Origin of the sequence: Sphingomonas echinoides ATCC 14820, from assembly GCF_000241465.1 — a bacterium.
Taxonomy (GTDB): Bacteria; Pseudomonadota; Alphaproteobacteria; order Sphingomonadales; family Sphingomonadaceae; genus Sphingomonas; species Sphingomonas echinoides.
The window spans coordinates 1,329,823-1,344,813 of sequence record NZ_JH584235.1; the positions used below are offsets into that span (position 1 = coordinate 1,329,823).

Genomic DNA, 14,991 nt, shown 5'->3' on the forward strand with positions numbered 1-14,991 from the left:
GCGCTCCGTGCTACCCGGCGCTAGTCCGCGCTCGCCGTTCCCGGTTTGCCCTCCTCGAGGCCGAACAGCGTCACGATCAGCGCCATCGCCACCACAATCACGGTGTACCACAAGCCCGAATAGGGATTGCCGGTATGCACGACGATCATCTGGCTGATCAGCGGCAGGAACCCGCCAAAATAGCCGGTGCCGATATGATAGGGGATCGACATCGAACTATACCGAATGCGCGGCGGAAACAACTCGGTAAGCAACGCCGCGACCGGGCCGTAAGTGATGCCGGACAAGGCGCTGAGCGCCAGGATCGCGAGCAAAATAAGGGCGATGTTGCCCGGCTTTGGAACCACCGGCGACAGATCATAGCCGGCCCGCGTCAGCGCTGCCTCCAGCCCCGCATTGCTCATATCATCGACGCCCACGCCGCCGACGATCACCAGCGTCACCGGCGTGTGCGCCTTGGCGTAGGGGATGCCCTTTTTGGCGAGATAGTCGACCAAGCGACGACACTCATCCGACTGCTTCGTCGGGAACAGCATCGGGAGCATCTCGGGCAGCACTTCATGCGAACAGGCCGGGCCAGACACCACCACGGGGGCGTGTTTGGCGGCGCGCGACAGTTCCGGATTGGCGGCACTGCCCATCACCCAGAAGATCGGGAAGATCAGCACGAGCGTGAGGCCATAGCCAAGCACGATCGGCGTTTTACGCCCGATCCGGTCCGATAGCCATCCGAACAGCACGAAAAAGCCAAGCCCGAACAGCGCGCCCACCCCGACGATCACTTGCGCGACGGTTTCCTGTACGCGCATCGTCCCTTGCAGGAACGACAACACGGTAAACATCGCCGTGTACCAAATCACCGTCAGGCCCGCCGCAATCCCGAACAAGGCGACGAACAGCCGTTTGAGATTGCCCTGATAGGTGAAGCTCTCCACGAACGGGTTTCCCGCACATTGGCCCGCCGCCTTCATCTGCTGGAACACCGGGCTTTCGGAGAGTTTAAGCCGCATCCAGAGCGATCCGATCAGGAGCACGATCGAAAACAGGAACGGGACGCGCCAGCCCCAGCCATTCCATACGTCCGCCGACATGACGCCCTTGGTCAGCAGCACGACTGCCAGGCTGAGGATGAACCCACCCGCGACGCTTGCCTGAATAAAGCTGGTATAGAAGCCGCGCTTCCCCGGCGGGGAGTGCTCCGCGACATAAATGGCCGCGCCGCCATATTCACCGCCCAGCGCCAGACCTTGCAGGATGCGCAAGCCAAGCACGATAAACGGTGCCCCAAGGCCGATCATCGCAGCCGAGGGAACCAGCCCGACGCCCGCCGTGGCAAGGCCCATCACCGTAATCGTGACGAGGAAGGTATATTTGCGGCCCAGCGTATCGCCGAGATAGCCAAACAGAACCGCCCCAAGCGGGCGAAATCCGAACCCGACCGCAAAGCCGCCCCACGCGTACAGCGTCTGCAGCAACTCGCTCTGCGCCGGGAAAAAGGTCCGCCCGATGATGCCCGACGCCGCGAGCGTCCCGTAGATAAAAAAATCATACCACTCAAAAATCGTACCCAGCGACGAGGCCGCAATGATCAATTGCATGTCCTTACGGCTCGGCGGCGCGGCGGACCCTGGATCTACAGCCCCATCCAAGGTCGTCCCCATCCTTTTTCCCCCTTTAGCCGTATGTCCGTCGACGAGCGGGGAGATTAGGCGGATTTATCGGTGCGGCAACCCAGCGCGAGCGCGATCTCGCCGACGACCCTCAAGGATCATACGACATAAATGCAGCTGCGGCAGAATGGAGTGTTACCAAAGTTTTAATTTGTGCGTTGCAGCACGTATTTTGCCAAATTATTGTCATCCATATTGACGAAATCGTGATCTGCTCCTGTTATTTTGCAAAAATGGCCTATATTTTATCAATAGAATGAATCTGTAATGGACCATGAACATGAAAGTCCGTTCTTTCGACCGGTTGACGTCCTCCGACACTCATGACAACCGCCAGGCACCACCGGGAACGGGGCTTTTGATTGGCGGCATCCTGTCCCTGGGTCTTTGGGCCGCGATCGCGGCGGTCGCCTTCGCGCTATAGCAAAGCTGCCGAGCGATCTGCGTGATCACTCGGCAAATGCCATCATCATCCGCGCGTTGACGATAAGATTACCCGCGATGATCGGTGATCGCGCCGGCGGATCGAACGCCTTCACAACATGGAATACGCCCGGCGGGTACGTGCCCACGACCTCCGAACGTCTGCGGGGCGATCGCTGTAGCTGTCGGCGCACTGCGTGATAACTGCGGCGCACAAGACCTTCCTCGACGGCGGGGCTCTTCTCAGGAACAACAGCCGTGGGCTCCTGGTCGCGCGAAAATTGTATGGGCGTCAGAATAAGCCCGGGCGTTTCGGCTTCAGGCTTTGCAACCGTTGCTGGCACGTGGCCGAGAGTCTCGGCTGACATTGCCTCCGCCGCGACAAGGACGGGCGCAATCGCCACATCGCGCAACGGCTGCAATATATAGGGTGCGACCGCCACCGCCGCCGGATCCGGAACCGGAATTCCGCCAGCGATAATCCCGACCCGGATCCGCCCGGTGAGTTCAGCATCGAGGACGGCACCCCATAGCACCTCGGTGTCGTTCGGCAGATTGGCCCGCAAACAGCTGATGGCCTCCTCCACTTCGAAAAGCGTAAGCTCGTCGCCGCCCGCGACGGTGACCAGCAGACGTCGCGCTGTCCCCGGCAGCCCCTCCAGCAACGGATTGCTTAAGGCGGATCGCGCGGCATTGGCGGCGCGATCCCCGCCAGTGCAGCGCTCGCCAAAGCCGATCACGGCGTCCCCGGTCGATGCCAGCAACGACCGCAGGTCCGCCACGTCCACCCGGCGCAGCGCGGGCTCCTCCAGAAGCAACGCGAAATCTGTGGCGGTCTCCCCGATGATCGAGTCCGACAATCGCAGCGCGTCACTTAAGGTGGTGTCGCGACCAGCAAGACCCAGGAGCTTCTCGTTGGACACCGTCACCATCACATCGACTTGGGCGCGAAAGTCGATCGCCCCCAGGTCGGCGGTGCGGCCACGCCGTTTGCCTTCAAAGGCGAAGGGCTTCGTTGCGACTCCGATAGTCAGGATGCCAAGGTCCCGCGCCGCCTTGGCAATGACGGGGGCCGCACCGGTTCCTGTACCGCCGCCCAGCCCGGTGGCGATGAAGCACAACGATGCCCCCTGCAGCGCCTCGATAATCTCGGGCAAGGCCTCCTCCGCCGCCGCGCGCCCAATCTCCGGTCGACCGCCAGCACCCAGCCCAGCGGTAATGTGTCGACCAAGCTGCAAGCGATTGGCTGTCGGCACCGCGCGCATGGCCTGCACATCGGTGTTCGCGCACAGGATCTTCATCCCGCATTCTGGCCGCTGCAACAGCGCCCGAACGGCGTTGCCGCCTGCGCCTCCGACACCAAAGACGATCACACCGCCGTGCGTGTTCCCCGCGTTTTGACCGAACGTCATATCGATACTCCCGAGAATCGCATTTCATAATGCTGCTGTCGCGGGACCTTTGCTCCGAACGTTTATAGTTAACGATATAGTATCATTACCCCGATCTAAAGTTGTATTGATGGGTATATTGGCTTGTTACGATAAGGAAACGATCGATCATTCTTTAGTATGTATGGAAATGATCTCCGCCCTCCGCAACAATACGGGTAGGGCGAATACCATAAAGTATATCTACTCAATTCCCCGAATCGTTTTTCGGCCGTTAACCATATGCTCACAATGAGGGGCATGGGACATGGACGAACTTTTCATCGGCAGCGCATTGTGTGAAGTGACCGAATGGGGCGACATCCTGTTGCCGCGTCGTTTTCACCAAACCTTGCGACTGCGCTCGGCCGATCATTCGGTCTTCATCGGGCTGCATGAGGAATCGCCCTGCCTGATCGCCTTCGACCGGCTCCACGCGATGCAGCGGCAATTCGAAGTCGCCGAGAAGTTGGCGGCGTCTCCCGGTGGCTTTCACGATTACCATCGCTTGCGGCGGACATATGGCTTCGTCGATGAGGCACCGATCGCTCCCGACGGGATGATGACGCTGCCGCGGATCATGCGCGAACGGGGCGCGATCGGCAGCTTTGCCTTGCTCGTCGCCACCGGCGCGCGCTTCGAAATTTGGGACATGGCCTATGTGCTCGACCATGGCCCGTCGGATCTCGTCACGCTCGCCACGCTTTTGCAGGCCAGTCAAATTGTACAAGAGGTAAACGATGTCGCTGTTGTGTCGCGTACTCGGGCATCGGGCCCGACCTTCCACCCAACTCAATCAAGGGTTTGCGTTCAGCGTCTGCCAGCGGTGCAACCGCGACATGATCCGGTCGGCGGGCGCGCCGAGCACCAGTAAATGGAAGCAAGTTCCCGCGGGTTTTCGCGTGTCCCGCAAACCATCCCGCCACCGGTCGGTTAGGATGGCCCGGCCAGCGATGCCACGGCCCCGCTCTACCATGCCAGATATGGTGCAGATCGGCATGGCCGCGCTCTTCTGGCATATGCAGGACATCCTCGGCACGCCACCGTCGCGACGCACCAAGGTGCTGCGGATCCCTTTGCTCTAGGCAGCACCGCCGAGCGCGTGCGCGATCGCTTCGGCGGCGGCGTTTGCGCCGTCTTCGTCGGCCATGCGCCGCGCAATTTCGGCCGCAACCGCGCTATAAGCGGGATCGTGTAACAGACGCCCGATACGCCGTGTCGCCCGCGCGACCGAGAAGCGGTCCGCCCGCAGCCGCAAACCGGCACCCAGCCGCGCAATGCGGTGACCGTGATCGTTCTGATCGCCCATATGCGGTACCACCAATTGCGGCTTGCCCGCGCGCAAAGCCTGGCCCGTCGTCCCGACACCGCCATGCTGGATGATCGCTGCGGCGCTTCGGAACAGCAGCGAATGCGGCGCATAGCCGCAGCGCAATACATCGCCTTCGATCGACGGCGCGGCATCGCCCCCCACCAGCAGCACCGCGCGCATCCCCAGCCGACGAGAGACTTGGGCGGCGGTATCGTAAAAGCCGCCGGCGCTGTTCACCGCAAAGGAGCCGAGCGTGAAGACGAGGGGTGCCGGCCCCGCCGCCAGGAAATCCGCCAACATCGGGTCCAGCGTTTCCTCGCTCCCGCTGCCGCTATCGAAAACAGGAAAACCGACAATCTTGGTCGAAGGGGGAGCGTCTGGCGGCAGCGGGGCAAGGTGCGGCGAGTAGCAGCCCAGTTGCAAAATGGAGCGAGAATCGGGCTCCAGCGCGCGCCGCGCTCCCTTGGGCGGCAGGCCATGCTCTGCCCGCACGCGATCGAACCGTCGACCGTAAAGCCCGTGCAGAACACGCCGCAGGACGGTGTAAGCCGTCCGATTCCACACGCGTCCGACGCGCCCGACCGGCTGATCGCGCATCATCCAGAAATCGGGCGTGCGCGGCGGATCATAGGCCGACAACATCGCCATCGGCTGCAGGATCACCGAAATCAGCGGCAAGTTGCGCTTCTCGGCGATCATCGGAGCGGCAAAGACAAAAATCGAGGCGATGATCGCCTCGGCATCCGCCGCCACCGCGTCGAGCGCGCGCGTGCTGTCCGAAAGTCCCGGCAACAGAACCTGTTCGAGCATGACGCGCTGGTTCGCGATGACCCGCCGCACCGCCTCTTCATGGCTCAGCCCCATGCGTTTCTGGACCGCATCGAAGCCGGGCAAGATCGCGACCGCCTCCAGGCCGGCGCGGCGGCATTTCAGCACCTGGTCCTCGGGCACCGCCAGCACTGGGGTGAAGCCCCGCTTGCGCAGCGCCAGCCCGATTGCGATAAACGGGTGCAGATCGCCCAACGTCCCGATGGTGGTGAGAACGACTTTACGCATTGCGATCCCACTGGTCGCGTCAGCGCATCGCGTCCAGCCCTTCCTGCTCGGTACTGTAGCATTTTTCGGATAAAGCCCGTGTTCGCCACGGGTTGGGCAAATCGTGCGCCGCCGCCAAATTGCCGTGGATGGGGGGAGCGGTGGAGCCCCGCCTCTACCGCCCTCCACGCAAGACCAGCCTTGCAGAAACCCGGTGCAACCCCTATTATGTCTGAGTTATTTTTGAAAGGCCTCCCCGTGATCGATGGTTCTATTTTGATCGGTGCCGACGCTCGTCAGGCAACAACACGATTCACCACGGTAAACCCGGCCACCGGCGAATCGCTGACTCCCAGTTTTTCGTCTGCGGACCGCGACGCGGTCAGCGCTGCCACGGCGTTGGCGCAGGCCGCCTTTCCGGCGTATGCCGCGACCGACCTGCCGACTCGCGCTGCCTTTCTGGAAGCGATCGCCGACAATATCGTTGCGATTGGCGATGATCTGATTGTGCGCGCGATGGCCGAAAGCGGCCTGCCGCGCGCACGCCTGGAGGGCGAGCGTGGCCGCACCGTTGGGCAGCTGAAGCTGTTTGCGCAGGTGGTGCGTCAGGGCGACTGGCTCGATGCCACGATCGACCCTGCGCTGCCCGATCGCACGCCTTTGCCCCGCCCCGACTTGCGCCGCATCAACGTGCCGGTCGGCCCGGTTGCGGTGTTCGGTGCCTCCAACTTCCCGCTCGCTTTCTCGGTTGCCGGCGGTGACACCGCATCGGCGCTTGCCGCTGGATGCCCGGTGATTGTGAAGGGCCATCCGGCGCATCCCGGCACCGGTGAATTGGTGGCACGCGCAATTGCCGCTGCGGTCGCATCGAGCGGCCTGCCCGCAGGTGTCTTCTCCTATCTCCCCGGCGACACCAACGACCTGGGCGGCGCACTGGTCGCCGATCCGCGCGTACAGGCGGTCGGCTTCACCGGCTCGCGCGGCGGTGGCCTCGCGCTGATGCGCATCGCGGCCGAGCGTGCGCAGCCGATCCCCGTCTATGCCGAGATGTCGAGCATCAACCCCGTTATCGTGTTCCCCGCCGCGCTCGCCGCGCGCGGGTCCGAGATCGCCGCCGGTTTCGTTCAGTCGCTGACGATGGGCGCGGGCCAGTTCTGCACCAACCCCGGTCTGATCCTGGCGCTCGACAGCCCCGAGCTGGACGCGTTCGTCGCCGAGGCGGGACGCTTGCTTTCGGGCACGCAGCCGCTGACGATGCTCACCCCCGGCATCCATGCCAGCTTCGACAAGGGCGTCGAAGCGCTCGCCACGCATGACGCAGTGCGCACGATCGCGCGCGGCTGCCCCAGCGCCGGGCCAAACCAGGCGGTTGGCGCGCTGTTCGAAACCGACGCCAGCCATTTCCTCGCCGACCGCGCGCTCGGCCATGAAGTGTTCGGTTCGTCGTCGATCATCGTGCGCTGCCGCGACCTGGACGAACTGGCGCAGGTCATCGCCGGGCTCGAAGGGCAATTGACCGCGACGTTGCAGCTCGATGCAGCCGACGAGCCCGCGGCCGCGACATTGATCCCGGTCCTCGCCCAGCGCGTCGGTCGCATTCTGGCCAATGGCTGGCCGACCGGCGTCGAAGTGTGCCACGCGATGGTGCATGGCGGCCCCTACCCCGCCACCAGCGATGGCCGTACGACCTCGGTCGGGACGCTCGCCATTGATCGCTTCTTGCGCCCGGTTGCCTTCCAGAACCTGGCCCCGACGCTGCTCCCGGTCGCGGTGCGCGACGGCAATCCATGGGACATCGCCCGTCGGGTCGATGGGGTGCGCGAAGCCTCCGCGCGATGATCCGACGCGCCCGTCAGGGTGTGCGGTGGGATATCCCCGTGCCTTCCTGCCGGGCGCGTGATCCGCTAGGCTGGGTCTCCATGACCCAGCCACCGCCTCGATAATGGACGACGACCGCGTCTTCTCGCCGCGTATTCACGGCACCATCGCGCACGATATCGGCGTGGAAATCGTTAGCGGAGTGCGAAAACCCGGCGACGTGTTCGGCGGGGAAATCGAAGCGAGCGAAGCGCTCGGCGTCTCGCGCACCGCCTATCGCGAAGCGATCCGCATCCTCGCTGCCAAGGGGCTGGTCGAAAGCCGCCCCAAAGCCGGCACCCGCGTGACCCCGCGCAGCCGCTGGAACATGCTCGACGTCGACGTGCTCGCCTGGACGTTCGAGGGTGAACCCGACACCGACTTCATCATCGACCTGTTCGAATTGCGCGGCGTGATCGAGCCTGCCGCCGCTGCCTTTGCCGCCGCACGCCGCACTGATGCCGACCTGGCCGAGATGCGATCCGCGCTCGATGCGATGAAACATTACGGGCTGGCGGATGCACGCGGCCAGAGCGCCGACCAGCACTTCCACCGCGCCGTCCTCGCCGCCGCGCGCAACACCCCGCTGGCCACGCTCGCCAATTCGGTTGGTGCGGCGGTGCGCTGGACCACCAAATTCAAGCAGCGCAAGCGCGCTTTGCCGCGCGACCCGCTGCCAGACCATGTGCGGGTCCTCGACGCAATCGCCGCCAGCGATGCAGAGGCCGCGCGCGAGGCAATGGTGACGCTGCTGAAGCTCGCGCTCCGCGACATGGGGCTCGCGCAGCGCGGCTAACCCCGGCGCTCGCCGATCAGCGGCGAGCGCCGGGATTTCCCATCAATGGTTGTCGCGCGGCAGACCGCGCGTCTGCGCGATCCGCTGATAGGCCTCTGCCCCTTCCAGGATTGCGCCCGAACCGAGCTGACCGACCACGGCACGCTGAATTTCCTGCCACGGCGTCTGCGAGGCGGGGTAGCGATAGCCGCCTGCCGCCGCGAAGGCCGCACGGCGCTCCTCCAGCTCGGCGTCATCGATCAGCAGATCGGCAGTGCCGCGCATCAAGTCGATCCGCACGCGGTCGCCATCGCGCAGCAGCGCGAGCGTGCCGCCAACCGCCGCTTCGGGCGAGGCGTTGAGGATCGAGGGGCTCCCGCTGGTGCCCGACTGGCGCCCGTCGCCAATGCACGGCAGCGAGTGGATGCCATCGAGGATCAGATGCGCAGGCGGACGCATGTTCACCACTTCCGCCGCGCCCGGATAGCCGACCGGCCCCGCGCCGCGCATCACCAGGAGCGTGGCAGGCGTAATCCCGGTCGAAATCTCATCGATGCGCGCGTGATAGTCTTCGGGGCCATCGAACACGACCACCGGCCCTTCGAACGCCTCAGGATCGTTGGGGTTGGACAGATAGCGTTCGCGAAATTCGGGCGAGATCACGCTGGTCTTCATGATGGCGCTGTCGAACAGATTGCCCGACAGCACGACGAAGCCCGCCGACGCCAATAACGGCATGTCAAAGGGACGGATTACATCCTCATTCTCGATCACCGCGCTGCGGCAGTTGTCGCCGATCGTCTTGCCGTTCGCGGTCATCGCGCCCTCGGCGATCAGGCCGTGCTGGATCAACTGCGCGACCACGGCGGGGACGCCACCGGCACGATAATAATCCTCGCCCAGATATTCGCCTGCTGGCTGCAAATTGACCAATAGCGGCACGTTGAGGCCATGCTCTTCCCAGGTCTTAAGCGGCACGTCGACGCCGATATGCCGCGCGATCGCGGTGAGATGGATCGGCGCGTTGGTCGATCCGCCGATCGCCGAATTGACCGCGATCGCATTGAGAAAGGCGTCCTTGGTCAGGATGTCGGAGGGCTTGAGGTCTTCCGCCACCATCTCGACGATGCGCTTGCCGGTGTAATAGGCGCATTCCTGCCGGTCACGATAGGGCGCGGGGATCGCCGCCGATCCGGGCAGCGACATGCCCAGCGCCTCGGCCAGGCTGTTCATCGTCGTCGCGGTGCCCATCGTGTTGCAATAGCCGGTCGATGGCGCGGACGAGGCGACGAGGCGGATGAATTCGGCATCGTCAATCTCGCCCGCCGCGAGCAGCTCGCGCGCCTTCCACACGATCGTGCCCGAGCCCGTGCGCTCGCCCTTGTGCCAGCCATTGAGCATCGGCCCGACCGACAGTGCGATCGCCGGAATGTTCACCGTCGCCGCCGCCATCAGGCAGGCGGGCGTGGTCTTGTCGCAGCCGATCGTCAGCACGACGCCGTCGAGCGGATAGCCGTAGATCGTCTCGACCAGACTGAGATAGGCGAGATTGCGGTCGAGCCCGGCGGTCGGCCGCTTGCCGGTTTCCTGGATCGGGTGGACCGGGAATTCGAGCACGATGCCGCCAGCCTCACGAATGCCTTCGCGCACGCGCTCGGCGAGCACCAGATGGTGGCGGTTGCACGGGCTGAGATCCGAGCCCGTCTGCGCGATGCCGATGATCGGCTTGCCCGAGCGCAATTCCTCCAGGCTGAGGCCGAAATTGAGATAGCGCTCCAAATACAGCGCGGTCATGTCGATATTGTCGGGGTTATCGAACCATGCGCGACTGCGGAGCTTAAAGGGAGGGGAACCGGTCATTGAGATACTCCGCGTCGGGACGACTTTGCTCCCGGATATACTCAGACAATTATAAGATCAATGTGCACGCGACGGAAGTCGCACCGCAGAGAATTCCACCGTCGGCATGAAAGGGCGGGTTAGAGGGTATCCAACACCGGACAGCCCGCCAACGCGTCGCGCTGGCGGGCTCTCTGGGTTGCCTGGGCAAGAAACAAGGTGTCCCGCCGGTGTTACGCGCGCACTAACTCGAACGGAAGGGTCTCTCCCCGCCGACTTTCGAAGCGGCGATCGGGCGGTTGGGGGTCCAACCGCCCGACAGGTCACTGCGCGAACAGCACGCCCCACATCAAGTCATAGCCAGTATAGCCTGCGGGCGGCGCGTGGGGACCGACCGGCTCTCCGACGTGACCGGGGCCGGAGGCGTTGAACGACGCGCCAGCATGGCACGAAATGCACGACGATTTCGCCATCGGGACATTGGCGTTAAGCGGCTCGATGATCGGGCTGCCCAGCAAGGTCGGCTTGGCCGCCGTCCCAAAACTGCTCTGCGACCCTGTCATACAGTAATTGGCGAAGACCGGGGCTACATTCGCTTGGGTCATCATCGTGGCAACTGCCTGAGATTTGGGGCAGGCACCATATTGCCCCCACGCCTTGGCATTGGCCGGCACCGTCTGGGTCACCGCACCAAAGCTGTCGTTACAGCCGGTCTGGTCGCAACGGCCCGGCGTATAGGCATTCTCGAAATCCGCCCATATCCAGTTGGGGAAGCCCGGCGTCTTCACCGAGATGTGCATGCTGGTCATCGCGTAGGTCGTCGCCGGCCCGGTACCAACGCTCGCAGACGAGGTGTAGAAATTGGCGGTGACGAAGCTCGCCGGCTGCCCCAGCCAGGTCGCAAGCGTGCTCACCGGAATCCAGTCTGCTTTCACTTCCAGCGCATTCCACGGCACGGAAACCGGCTGCTTGGTGGCGTAATATTTGGTCAGCCCCGCCGAAGACCATAGCCCATTCGCCACGAGATAATCGAACGTCGCGCGATCGCGCCGGACCTCTTCGCCGACGCACCCCCCCGACGGAAAGCCCGAACCCGCCGCGGCCCCATTCAGCCCGGGCGGCGTACCGCAACCCTGTGCCGGTCCGATCACCTGAACGGTGAAACGCCCGGCCCCGCGCGTCGCCATCGCGGCGCGCATATGGGCTCTTCCGAGCAAGCTGCGCTGCAGCAGCTTACTGCCTTGACTGGAACTTGCGCTCGGCCAGGTCGGCACGTTGCAGCCCTTTGTGGGCGGGGTCGTACATGGGTTCGAAACGTAAATGTCTTGATCCGACGCGAAGGTCTCATAAGTAACCTTCCCGGTCACTCCAGACGGCGCGACGGCAAGGATGAATTGCTGCCATGAAACCGCATCCGTCGAACCAAAAGGCGGCGGAACGATTTGCGCAGGTTTCGCATTGATTTGCGAACCGCTCACGGTAACGGCACCAACCGAAATCGCAGCCACCGCAATTGCAGCAAAGAGACGATTTTTTCGAAAAGCGAAGATAGACATGGGAAAGTCTCCTCAGAATCCAGTCTGACGGATACGCTTTTACTCTATCGACACGATATTTCAGAAAATAGACGATATCAATCAACAGGGTTTCGGTCAACGATTGAAAAGAACCGATTAGGATATTGTTACTATACTTTTGTGATATTTTACACAGATATTACGATTTGCACGTCAGTGCCTGATCGTGCGCGACTGCTGCATGTACTCGAACAGGTCTCGGGAAACAGCTGTGTCGATCTCGACAGCAACGCCATCAACCGCACCGCTCGTCCAGAACGGCGATCGAGCAAACCGCGCAGGTGAGAGCATCGCTCCCCGAACGGCATCCAAAAAGCCCGTCTGCCCGTAAACTGCAGGCAGTCCGACGAGCGATCGCCGCTGCGACGCTGTTGGGGTGCCTCGCCCATGACAGGACATGGGAAGGTTGGACGGAATGGATTTTCCCAGCGAAGCACCGACGCGTAGTGGCTCGGCGGCCGCCCCTTCCCTGGGGAACGACGCGCCGGAGGCTATGCGGCAAGATTTGCTGCCCGGGTCCGACGGCGAGCATGCGCTTCAAATCAAATATGGCTCCCGGGATCGCGCATTGAGCTTCTACGCGCATCAGGTCCTGAACTTCCTGTCGCCCCTGATGCGCACTTTTATATCGCAGCAGGAATGCATGTTTGTCGCGACCGCGAACCGCCATGGCGACTGCGACTGCAGCTCGCGATTTGGCGAACCGGGCTTCATCACTGTTCTAGGCGACCGGCATGTCCTCTATCCGGAATATAGAGGCAATGGGGTCTTCGCCAGCCTGGGCAATATCAGCGAGAACCCCCATATCGGTTTGTTAATACTGGATTTATACCGCGAATCCCTTGGCCTGCATATCAATGGCAAGGCGCGCATTATCGAAAGCGATGCGCTTTTGCCCCTTGCCGACAAACTTCCAAAGAATGTGTTGGTCGAGTTGGGTAAGACGGGCAATCGGCGGCCCAGTCGATGGGTGATGGTTGAGGTCGAGGAGGCCTTCATTCAATGCTCGAAAAATATTCCGCTGGTGAAAAAGCTCGATCGGACCATCGACCCAGGCACAGACAGCGCACAAGTAAAGAAGTCTGACTACTTTCAGCTCCACCAATTATCTTGGTACGAACGCATCGGAGGCGACGCGACGATCACCGCGATCGTCGATGTCTATTATCGCAATATCTTGGCGGACAGCTTCGTTGCCAGCCTATTCCAGGCACCCGATACGGAAGCCCAACGCCTAAGGCTGAAGTCGTTTGTGTCGATGGCCTTTGGCGGACCTCATCCGTCCACAGGTCAGGATCTACACCGGGTCGGTGATCGGTTGGCCAGCGGGATGGTCTTCACGGAGCCTCACTTCGATCGGGTGGTCGAGATCCTGAAGCAAACCCTCGAATCGTTGCTCGTCCACGAAGAGGCAATCCGCCAAGCGATGGCCGCAGTCGAGGCTACCCGCCACGACATCCTGGCACGCGGCATATGACCGCCCAAGCCGATACCAAACGTCCTACACCTGGCACCGTGGATCAGACCTTTTGGACCGAGATTTTCGCGGGCTTGTCAAATCCGGAGTCAGAGTCATTCGGCGGCACAGATCGCGCGGTGCCCCCCACCAGCCGCAGCCAGGACACGTGGATCGATCGGTTGTTTGCAGATGGCGAGGTCAACGCGGTCGCACCACCGCCACCCGCAAGCCCCGTCCTGGCCGGTCTCGTCGATGATCATGGCTCGATTCCGCTCTGGTCCGGGGGCGTCACGACGTTGAAGGTGGCGGACATCATCGAAGAGACCCACGACGTTAAAACCTTCCGGCTGGTCGGCGAGACTCCGGTCCTGTTTTCGTATCGACCGGGCCAATTCGTGACCTTGCTGCTCGACCTTGACGGTGAGGCGGTGCAGCGGTCCTACAGCATCTCCTCGAGCCCATCCCGGCCGCATGTCCTGGAAATCACCGTGAAGCGCGTCCCCGGCGGCCGGGTGTCGAATTGGTTGTGCGATCATGTGGCGTTAGGGCAATCGCTGACCTTGAAGGGACCAGCGGGGCGATTCACCTGCTTTGACTCCCCAGCGTCGAAGATGCTGTTCATCGCGGCAGGCAGCGGGATCTCGCCGATCATGTCGATGATCCGCTGGATCGCCGACTCCATGGCCGATGTCGATGTCGCGCTGCTCGCATCGTTCAGATCGCCGGCAGACATCATCTTCCGCAAGGAACTCGACCTCATCTCCGCGCGGCATCCGCGCTTCAGGATCGCGCTAACCCTAACCTCGGCATCGGGCGGGCAAACCGACGCTTGGACCGGTCTGACAGGGCGGATCGGCAAATCGCGCCTTGCGGAGATGGCGTCGGACCTGGACCAGCGGCCCGTATTCCTCTGTGGGCCGGAGCCTTTTGCCGCCGCTGTCAGGAACAGCCTGGACGAGCTCGGCTTCGATCAATCCAAGCTGTACAGCGAGAGTTTCGGCAGCGGTCGCGTCGCCACTGGCGGCAAGGACTCCGCCAAGCCATTGTCGCGTTCCGGTCACCGCCACACCGTCCACTTCAGCAAAAGCGGGAAGACGGTCGAGACGGATGGGGCCTCCACCATCCTGGAGCTGGCGGAGGCGCACGCTATTGAGCTCGACCATGCTTGCCGCGTCGGCAGTTGCGGCGAGTGCGAGGTGCGCTTTACCGGCCTGCTTTGCGAAAAGCTCGAGTTCGAGACGGTGGGGCGCGAGAAAGCGACTGGATTGGCGCTCGCCTGTTGCAGCGTCGCTTTGTCTGATCTTGTCGTGGCCGCCTGACGCAAGTCTGCCTCATTCAGATCGGCTCGCTTTGGGAGATGGGGCGGTCGACGGCCGCAGCCCAGCGCCGTTCGAACGAACCGCCTCACTCTGAGCAAGGGGCTCTCCGCTGAAGCGGTGCCCGTCCACACCTCGTTCACGTCCGTGCGGCTCACGCGACAGGCTACAAAAAAGCCCGCTAAGCCTTTGGCTTAGCGGGCTTTTAATGGTGGGCGTGGCAAGGATTGAACTTGCGACCCCTGCGATGTCAACACAGTGCTCTACCACTGAGCTACACGCCCACTTCGCCGCAGCA

General features: G+C 62.8%; 12 protein-coding genes and 1 tRNA gene. 7 read left to right on the forward strand and 6 right to left on the reverse strand.

Annotated elements, in window-relative coordinates; genetic code table 11:
- Positions 1-20: 20 nt before the first annotated feature.
- A complete protein-coding gene (locus tag ON00_RS06340) occupies positions 21-1,598 on the reverse strand; it encodes an MFS transporter (RefSeq protein ID WP_010404132.1) in 1,578 nt (525 codons plus the stop codon).
- 521 nt (positions 1,599-2,119) lie between these two features.
- Positions 2,120-3,415: a cell division protein FtsZ gene (locus tag ON00_RS06345; RefSeq protein WP_245535623.1), complete on the reverse strand. Its 1,296-nt coding sequence runs from the start codon at positions 3,413-3,415 to the stop codon at positions 2,120-2,122.
- Here ON00_RS06345 and ON00_RS21190 point away from each other — a divergent pair.
- The 3 genes from ON00_RS21190 (at position 3,314) to ON00_RS21310 (ending at position 4,608) form a co-directional block, all read left to right on the forward strand.
- The gene (locus ON00_RS21190; RefSeq protein ID WP_245535642.1) at positions 3,314-3,535 is read left to right on the forward strand and encodes a hypothetical protein; all 222 of its coding nucleotides are present in this window, start codon (positions 3,314-3,316) and stop codon (positions 3,533-3,535) included. The two genes, ON00_RS06345 and ON00_RS21190, sit on opposite strands and share 102 nt — an antisense overlap.
- Positions 3,536-3,791: 256 nt before the next feature.
- Positions 3,792-4,397 (forward strand): cell division protein SepF, encoded by a 606-nt coding sequence (locus ON00_RS06350; protein ID WP_010404135.1) that lies wholly within the window; start codon positions 3,792-3,794, stop codon positions 4,395-4,397.
- A gap of 79 nt (positions 4,398-4,476) precedes the next feature.
- Positions 4,477-4,608, forward strand: coding sequence for a hypothetical protein (locus ON00_RS21310; RefSeq protein WP_281047984.1), 132 nt, complete (start codon positions 4,477-4,479; stop codon positions 4,606-4,608).
- Here the strand turns inward: ON00_RS21310 and ON00_RS06355 are convergent.
- Positions 4,605-5,891 carry a glycosyltransferase gene (locus ON00_RS06355; protein ID WP_010404136.1) on the reverse strand — a complete coding sequence of 429 codons (1,287 nt, stop codon included), beginning with the start codon at positions 5,889-5,891 and terminating at the stop codon, positions 4,605-4,607. The two genes, ON00_RS21310 and ON00_RS06355, sit on opposite strands and share 4 nt — an antisense overlap.
- Positions 5,892-6,128: 237 nt before the next feature.
- On the opposite strand from ON00_RS06355, the gene ON00_RS06360 reads away from it, so the two are divergent.
- Both ON00_RS06360 and ON00_RS06365 read left to right on the forward strand, forming a co-directional pair.
- On the forward strand, positions 6,129-7,709 hold the full coding sequence (locus ON00_RS06360; protein ID WP_010404138.1) for an aldehyde dehydrogenase (NADP(+)): 1,581 nt from the start codon (positions 6,129-6,131) through the stop codon (positions 7,707-7,709).
- Between the two features lie 103 nt (positions 7,710-7,812).
- On the forward strand, positions 7,813-8,523 hold the full coding sequence (locus ON00_RS06365) for a FadR/GntR family transcriptional regulator (RefSeq protein WP_010404139.1): 711 nt from the start codon (positions 7,813-7,815) through the stop codon (positions 8,521-8,523).
- 42 nt (positions 8,524-8,565) lie between these two features.
- Here the strand turns inward: ON00_RS06365 and ON00_RS06370 are convergent, their stop codons facing one another.
- The gene (locus ON00_RS06370; protein ID WP_010404141.1) at positions 8,566-10,362 is read right to left on the reverse strand and encodes an IlvD/Edd family dehydratase; all 1,797 of its coding nucleotides are present in this window, start codon (positions 10,360-10,362) and stop codon (positions 8,566-8,568) included.
- A gap of 302 nt (positions 10,363-10,664) precedes the next feature.
- Positions 10,665-11,540 (reverse strand): hypothetical protein, encoded by an 876-nt coding sequence (locus ON00_RS19795; RefSeq protein ID WP_154651284.1) that lies wholly within the window; start codon positions 11,538-11,540, stop codon positions 10,665-10,667.
- A gap of 793 nt (positions 11,541-12,333) precedes the next feature.
- On the opposite strand from ON00_RS19795, the gene ON00_RS20860 reads away from it, so the two are divergent.
- Together ON00_RS20860 and ON00_RS06385 are read left to right on the forward strand one after the other, a co-directional pair.
- Positions 12,334-13,395: a globin domain-containing protein gene (locus ON00_RS20860; RefSeq protein WP_169313322.1), complete on the forward strand. Its 1,062-nt coding sequence runs from the start codon at positions 12,334-12,336 to the stop codon at positions 13,393-13,395.
- Complete coding sequence (locus tag ON00_RS06385; RefSeq protein ID WP_010404147.1) at positions 13,392-14,696, forward strand: FAD-binding oxidoreductase; 1,305 nt, start codon at positions 13,392-13,394, stop codon at positions 14,694-14,696. The genes ON00_RS20860 and ON00_RS06385 overlap by 4 nt, the downstream gene beginning before the upstream one ends.
- 206 nt (positions 14,697-14,902) lie before the next feature.
- Here the strand turns inward: ON00_RS06385 and ON00_RS06390 are convergent.
- Positions 14,903-14,977: transfer RNA gene (locus tag ON00_RS06390), tRNA-Val, on the reverse strand.
- Positions 14,978-14,991: the final 14 nt, after the last annotated feature.